The sequence below is a fragment of the Pseudonocardia sp. KRD291 genome (genome assembly GCF_019263595.1).
In the GTDB taxonomy this organism is placed as follows: Bacteria; Actinomycetota; Actinomycetes; order Mycobacteriales; family Pseudonocardiaceae; genus Pseudonocardia.
This window is the reverse complement of the sequence record NZ_JADQDD010000337.1, coordinates 1-6142: the sequence shown is the minus strand read 5'-3', so window position 1 is coordinate 6142 and position 6142 is coordinate 1. Positions and strand designations below refer to the sequence as shown.

The 6142-nt window shown below is 73.4% G+C and carries 8 protein-coding genes and 1 pseudogene; 5 read left to right on the top strand and 4 right to left on the bottom strand.

Annotation, left to right across the window (positions count from 1 at the left end):
• The coding region (locus I4I78_RS28870) for a zinc ribbon domain-containing protein (RefSeq protein WP_218614666.1) at positions 1-431 on the top strand (431 nt) is incomplete at its 5' end.
• Positions 432-522: 91 nt separating this feature from the next.
• Positions 523-1548 (top strand): acetamidase/formamidase family protein, encoded by a 1026-nt coding sequence (locus I4I78_RS28865; RefSeq protein ID WP_218614665.1) that lies wholly within the window; start codon positions 523-525, stop codon positions 1546-1548.
• Here the strand turns inward: I4I78_RS28865 and I4I78_RS28860 are convergent.
• Positions 1434-1877: an MBL fold metallo-hydrolase gene (locus tag I4I78_RS28860; protein WP_226380631.1), complete on the bottom strand. Its 444-nt coding sequence runs from the start codon at positions 1875-1877 to the stop codon at positions 1434-1436. The genes I4I78_RS28865 and I4I78_RS28860 overlap by 115 nt on opposite strands.
• A gap of 156 nt (positions 1878-2033) precedes the next feature.
• On the opposite strand from I4I78_RS28860, the gene I4I78_RS28855 reads away from it, so the two are divergent.
• From I4I78_RS28855 to I4I78_RS28845, 3 genes are all read left to right on the top strand, one after another.
• On the top strand, positions 2034-2657 hold the full coding sequence (locus I4I78_RS28855; RefSeq protein ID WP_218614664.1) for an L-threonylcarbamoyladenylate synthase: 624 nt from the start codon (positions 2034-2036) through the stop codon (positions 2655-2657).
• A gap of 1 nt (position 2658) precedes the next feature.
• Positions 2659-3201: a hypothetical protein gene (locus tag I4I78_RS28850; protein ID WP_218614663.1), complete on the top strand. Its 543-nt coding sequence runs from the start codon at positions 2659-2661 to the stop codon at positions 3199-3201.
• A 67-nt stretch (positions 3202-3268) separates the two neighbouring features.
• Positions 3269-4831, top strand: a complete 1563-nt coding sequence (locus tag I4I78_RS28845) for a hypothetical protein (protein ID WP_308252427.1) — start codon at positions 3269-3271, stop codon at positions 4829-4831.
• A gap of 19 nt (positions 4832-4850) precedes the next feature.
• On the opposite strand, the gene I4I78_RS28840 is transcribed toward I4I78_RS28845, so the two are convergent.
• From I4I78_RS28840 to I4I78_RS28830, 3 genes and pseudogenes are all read right to left on the bottom strand, one after another.
• Positions 4851-5420, bottom strand: a complete 570-nt coding sequence (locus tag I4I78_RS28840; RefSeq protein WP_218614662.1) for a TetR/AcrR family transcriptional regulator — start codon at positions 5418-5420, stop codon at positions 4851-4853.
• Complete coding sequence (locus tag I4I78_RS28835; RefSeq protein WP_218614661.1) at positions 5420-5746, bottom strand: multidrug efflux SMR transporter; 327 nt, start codon at positions 5744-5746, stop codon at positions 5420-5422. Before I4I78_RS28835 ends, I4I78_RS28840 begins: the two co-directional genes overlap by 1 nt.
• A 59-nt stretch (positions 5747-5805) precedes the next feature.
• Positions 5806-6142 (bottom strand): annotated as a pseudogene (locus I4I78_RS28830) (DUF1446 domain-containing protein); the annotation flags it as partial.

Sequence of the window (6142 nt, the reverse complement as noted above, 5' to 3'; positions counted from 1 at the left end):
CCTGCGCCTGCGGGGCCCGCTTCGAGCTGATGGTCCCGTCCTGGAGCTCACCCGCCCCGGACTGCCCCACCTGCGGGGCGACGACCACACGCCGTCCGCCCTCGCCCGCGGTGCACGGCCGCGGCCGGGCGACTCCCCCGCCGGCGATGTCCACCGCCCCGCAGTCCTGGCAGGGCGTGAACAACGGCGACCGGGACACGATCACGCACTGGCGCCGCACGGTGGAGGCCCGCCAGGAGTTCGAGGCGAACCACCCCGAACACAAGGAGCACCGCGACGCCGTCGCCGCGCACGAGGGCGTGTTCGAGCGCAGGCCGCTGACCTACAAGGAGCTCGCCTCCCGCGCCGCGACCAGCAAGGACGCCACCGCGGCCGCGACCGAGGCGGGCAAGGACCGGGTCAAACCGGCGACGCCGAAGGACGGCGCCTGAGGTTCCCCTCGGGCGGGCGCCGGGCGTCCGGGGGCCACCTTCTGCGCCGGCGGCCTTGCCGACCGGGCGCCGGATGGCCATGATCCGGTGGATGCGGGTTGTCGAGTACCGGCCGGAACGCCATCAGTTCGCGTGGACGTTCGGCGGCGTCGAGCCCACGCACCGGGTCGCGCCCGGCACGTGCCTGCGGCTCTGGACCGAGGACGCGTTCTCCGGCCGGCTGACCCGGACCACCGACCGGCCGAGCGACGTGCTCGACATGTCCGAGGTGAACCCGCAGACCGGGCCGTTCTTCGTCGAGGGCGCCGAGCCCGGCGACACCCTGGCCCTGCACATCGTGGACCTGACGCCCGCGCGGGACTGGGGCGCGTCGACGTTGATCCCGTTCTTCGGCGCCCTGTCGGTCACCGACCGCACCGCGCTGCTGCACGACCCGCTGCCCGAGCGCACCTGGATCTACCAGCTCGACCGGGCCGCGGGCACCGTGCTGTTCGAGGCGCAGAGCACGGACCTGCGCCTGGAGCTGCCGTGCAACCCGATGCTCGGCACCGTCGGCGTCGCCCCGCCCGGGCGGGAGGTGCGCAGCTCGCTGGTGCCCGACGTGTTCGGCGGGAACATGGACACGCCGGAGATGAAGCCCGGCGCCACCTGCTACCTGCAGGTCAACGTCGACGGTGCGCTGTTCTCGGTCGGCGACGGGCACTACCGCCAGGGCGAGGGCGAGAGCTGCGGCACCGCCGTCGAGGGTGCGATGGACGTGGTGCTGCTGGTCGAGCTGATCAAGGCGTCCCCGCAGAGCCCGGCCCCGGCGTGGCCGCGGATCGAGAGCGACACGCACTACGCCGTCGTCGGGTCGTCGCGGCCGCTGGAGGACGCGTGGCGGGCCAGCCAGATCGGCATGATCGCCTGGCTCGGTGAGCTCTACGGTCTGGACCGGCTCGACGCCTACCAGCTACTCACCCAGATCTCGGAGTCCCCGCTGGCCAACGTCGTGGACACCAACTACAGCGCCGTCACCAAGGTCGCGAAAGGACTGCTACCGGCCGGCGCCGCGTACGGCGGCGTGCACCGCCACCTGCGCGAGCAGTCCAGGTGCAGGTGCGAGAGCAGCAGGTAGTCGATGTCGTTCGGCTCGAGCCCGAGCTGCTTGAGTCGCGAGTCCAGCCACATGTCCTCGGTGGCCGCGTCGACGGGGAAGAACTGGCCCAGCCCGGAGGGGGCCCAGCGGGTCTCCCAGTCGCGGGGGACACCGGAGTCCCAGATCAGCTTCTTGCCCGACGGGTGCTCGATGTAGACGGCGTGGGTGGGGACCTCCACCCAGTCCTTCTTCTTGTCCGGGTTCTGGTAGGTCGCCATGCGGCTCGGGTCGATCAGCAACCACGTCAGGTCGGCGTGCATGGTCCCGGTCGGAAGGATCGTTACCTTGATCTTGTCGGAGTCGGACATCGGTCTCCTCGTCGAGTGGATGCGCCCTGATGATCACCGGTTACACCGGAAATGCAGCATGCCGCATGGATCACGTGGGCGACAACCGGACCGGGAGCGCAAAACGCGGCCCTCTCCGGGGCCCACGGGACGGCGCCGGGTCGTAGGCTCCGGCAGATGGCGAGGTACTACGACGTGCACCCGGAGAACCCGCAGCGACGCAGCATCACCCAGGTCGTCGATCTGGTGCGGGAGGGCGGCCTGATCGCCTACCCGACCGACTCGTGCTTCGCGCTCGGGTGCCAGCTCGGCAACAAGGAGGGGCTGGATCGGATCCGGACCATCCGCCACCTCGACGACCGGCACCATTTCACGCTGGTCTGCGCGGACTTCGCCCAGCTCGGGCAGTTCGTCCACGTGAGCAACGCGGTGTTCCGGGCGGTGAAGGCCTCCACCCCGGGCAGCTACACGTTCATCCTGCCCGCGACCAAGGAGGTGCCGCGCCGGTTGCTGCACCCGAAGAAGAAGACGGTCGGCGTGCGGATCCCGGAGCACGCGACCACCCAGGCGCTGCTGGCCGAGCTCGGCGAGCCGATGCTGTCGTCCACATTGCTGCTTCCCGACCACTCCGAGCCGATGACGCAGGGCTGGCAGATCAAGGAGGAGCTCGACCACCTCGTCGACGCGGTGATCGACTCCGGGGACTGCGGCGTGGAGCCGACGACGGTCGTCGACCTCTCCGGCGACGAGCCCGAGATCATCCGCGCCGGCGCGGGCGACCCGTCGCGTTTCGCCGCCTGACGTGCTGCCCAGGGACGCGCTCGTCGGCGTCGCGGTGGGCGCCGTGTTCGGCGTGGCCTGGGTGTTCTGGGGGTCGGGCGGCCTGGCCGGGCCGGTGCCGCTCGTGGTGCGCGTGGTCGCGGTCGTCGTCGCGGTGGCGCTGCTGGCGCGGGCGGTGATGCTGCTGCGGAACGCGCCGCCGGGCGCCGGGGCCGCAGGGGCGGGCTCGATGTTCGCCTCCCGGCCCTACCGGCTGATCGTCCTGGCCGAGATCGTCGCGTTCTTCGCCGGCAACGCCGCGCTGCAGGCCCTCGGGCTGGCGCAGTACGTCATCTGCTGGACCGCGGTCGTGGTCGGCGTGCACTTCCTCGGCTTCGGCCGGGTGTTCCAGCGGCTCTTCTACACCGTCGGGGCCGTGATCCTGGGGATCGGTGTCGTCGGCGCCCTGGTCGGCCTGTTCGGCGGGTCCGCGGTCGCGGTCGCGGCCGTCACCGGGCTGGGATGCGGAGCGTACTTCCTGGCCGGCTCGTCGGCGACCCTGCTGCGCGGCGGCCGGACCGCGTAGGCGGGTACCTCCGAGCTCGGTGGGTCCCGGGGACGGTGCCGCCGGCCGGGCCCGGCAGACTGTCGTCGTGCTGACCGCCCCCGAGCAGCAGTCCCCGTCCTGGCCGAGCCGGGAGGCGCGGGAACGCTCCGTGCGCCGCGACCGGCTCCCGCTCGCCGCGGCGGCCGGGATCGTGGTCGTGCTCGCGATCGGGATCTGGGCGACGTGGAGCACCACGATCGACGACGCGTTCATCACCTACCGCTACGCGCTGCACGCGGCCGACGGCGCCGGACCGACCTGGAACCCGGGCGCCGACCCGGTGGAGGGGTTCACCAACTTCGCCTGGATGGCCTGGCACGTCCCGTTCGCGGCGCTGGGCGTGCCGCTGCCGCTGGTCTCGAAGCTGACCTCGGCCCTCTGCGCGGCGGCCACCGCGTGGATGCTGCTGCGCGAGCCCGCGACCCGGACGGGCACGGTCACCGCCGTCGGCGCCTACCTGCTGTTCCTGCCGACCTACCTGCACGTCGTGGCCGGTCTGGAGACCGCGGCGTTCGCGCTCGTCCTGCTCCGGGTCCTGGTGCTGGGCGTGCGGGTGCTGCGCGGCGTGCCGGTGCGGGCCTGGGAGCTGCCGGTGCTGCTGCTCGTCGGCGGGATGCTCCGGCCGGAGGGCGCGGTGGCGGTGGTCCCGGCGCTGGCCGTCTGGGCGTGGACGTGCCGGGCGCAGCGGCGCACCTGGGTGTGGACCGGGGGCGCGGCCGTCGTCGGCGCCGTCTACTTCCTCTGGCGGTGGTCCTACTACGGGCAGCTGCTGCCGAACACGTTCTACGTGAAGTTCGGGCACCTCGCGGCCGGTCAGCGCTGGCTGGAGGTCACCTGCGCCGCGCTGCTGCCGCTGATCGTGCTGGCGGCGTCGCTGGCGCTGCGGCGCGACTCCTGGCGGCCCGGGGTGCTGATCTGCGCCACGGTCGGCCTGACGTACGTGACCTACGCGCTGTCCGGGCCGTCGATGGACTACCTGCACCGGTTCGCCTTCCACGCCGTGCCCGTCCTGTGCCTGGCCGCCGGGCTCGCGCTGGACCCGGTCGCGCCGCGCCGCCTCGCCGCCGCGGTGGGTGCGGTCGCGGTCGGCTGGACGGCGCTGGCCGGGGTCACCGCGAACGACGCCCGGGTGATCGTCAACTACGGGGTGGACCTGAACCGCGCGCACGCCGCGATCGGCACGGGGCTGGCCGACGCGGACCTGCCGGTCCCGGCGCGCACGCTGGCCACCTCCGACGCCGGCGCGATCCCGTACTACAGCGACTGGCAGGCCATCGACTACATCGGCCTCAACGACGAGGCGATCGCCCGCGGCGCCGCGCCGACCGACGTCGTCGGGGCCGCGCGGCCGACCGTCGTCGTCGTGACGAGCGGGTCCCCGACCCCGCCCGCGGGCGCCTACGGCCTGGACGTCCCCGCCGCCACCCGCGGCTACGAACAGGTCGCCGCCGTGCAGATGCGCGAGGACTACTGGCAGCTGGTCTACGCGACGCCGCAGTGGGCCCCCACCCTGCGCCCGGCGATCGCGGCCGAGCAGGCCCGGGCCGACGCGGTGGCCGACGGGCGCTACGACGAGACCTACTCCCGCTGGCTCGCCCGGTTGTTCTGAGGTCGCCCGGCCCGGACCCTCACCCGGTGAGCAGCCGCTCCAGGGTGGCGCGCACGTCCGGCACGGTCGTGGTCCGCCCGAGCAGGGCCTGCAGCAGCGTGCCCTCGACGAACGCGACGACGGCCTGCACCCGGACCGGGTCGGGCACGTACTCGCCGATCACCTCGGCGAGGCGGTCCGCCCAGCCCAGCGCGACCGGCGCCAGCTCCGGGCGGCGCGCGGCCATCAGGTACAGCTCGTACTCGGCCACCACCAGCGCGTTGCCCGGGAGGACCTCCCAGCCCGCGACGGCCCGGGCCAGGGCCGGTGCCAGGTCGGCGCCGCCGCGGACCGCGGCCAGGACCTCGTCGACGGCGTCGACGTAGCGTTGCCCGGCCCGGGTCAGGGCGGCGACCAGGATGTCGTCGACGCTCGTGAAGTGGTGGCCGGGCGAGGCGGGCGACACCCCGGCCTCCGCGGCCACCGCGCGGTGCGTGACCTGGCCCGCGCCGTCCCGGGCGATCACCGCGAGGGCGGCGTCGAGCAGCAGCTCGCGGCGCCGCTCCCCGCGGGCCCGGCGGCCGTCGACCGGGCTCGCGTCGCCGGTCATCAGTGGGCCGCGCCGAGCTCGAGGGCGAGCACCCCGCCGATGACCAGCACGATGCCGCCGATCTGGACGGCGGTGAGGCCGTCTCCGAGGAACACCGCGCCGATGATCGCGACGAGCGCGACACCGGCCGCCGCCCAGATCCCGTAGGCGACCCCGAGCGGCATCCCCAGCTTGAGCACCTGGGACAGCAGCGCGACGGCCGACAGGTACCCGACGACCACCACGACCGAGGGCACCAGGCGGGTGAAGCCCTCGGACAGCCGCAGGCTCACCGTCCCGGCGACCTCGAGCAGGATCGCCAGGGCGAGCAGCAGCGCGGCGGGCATGGGTGAACCGTCCTCTCTCGAAACTAACGATACAAATGTATCACTAGTTTCGGGAGGGCCTACGGTGCCGCCACGTACCTCGACCTCAGGTACTCACCGACCGACTTCCCGATCTGGTCCACCCGAAGGTTCGACGAGCCGCCGGTGCCGAGCAGCCCCTTCAGCACCACGTGCACCGCACGCAGGTGCGGCAGCTCGTGCCGGACGACCTCGCAGTCCTTCGCCTCGGGCAGCAGCTCGCGGACCGCCTCGGTGCTCAGCGTGGTGCGCAGCCATTCCCAGTGCGCGGGGTCCGGCGCCCAGATCCCGACGTTGGAGTTGCCACCCTTGTCCCCGGCCCGGGCGAAGGTGAGGTCGCCGAGCATGATCCGGCGCCCGCTCGGCGCGGTGCCGGCG

Excerpts from the sequence above, each read along its gene's own strand:
- I4I78_RS28860 (WP_226380631.1), bottom strand. The coding sequence starts at position 1,877 with ATGTCCGACTCCGACAAGATCAAGGTAACGATCCTTCCGACCGGGACC.
- I4I78_RS28835 (WP_218614661.1), bottom strand. The coding sequence starts at position 5,746 with ATGCCCGCCGCGCTGCTGCTCGCCCTGGCGATCCTGCTCGAGGTCGCC.
- I4I78_RS28840 (WP_218614662.1), bottom strand. The coding sequence starts at position 5,420 with ATGACCGGCGACGCGAGCCCGGTCGACGGCCGCCGGGCCCGCGGGGAG.
- I4I78_RS28865 (WP_218614665.1), top strand. The coding sequence starts at position 523 with ATGCGGGTTGTCGAGTACCGGCCGGAACGCCATCAGTTCGCGTGGACG.
- I4I78_RS28855 (WP_218614664.1), top strand. The coding sequence starts at position 2,034 with ATGGCGAGGTACTACGACGTGCACCCGGAGAACCCGCAGCGACGCAGC.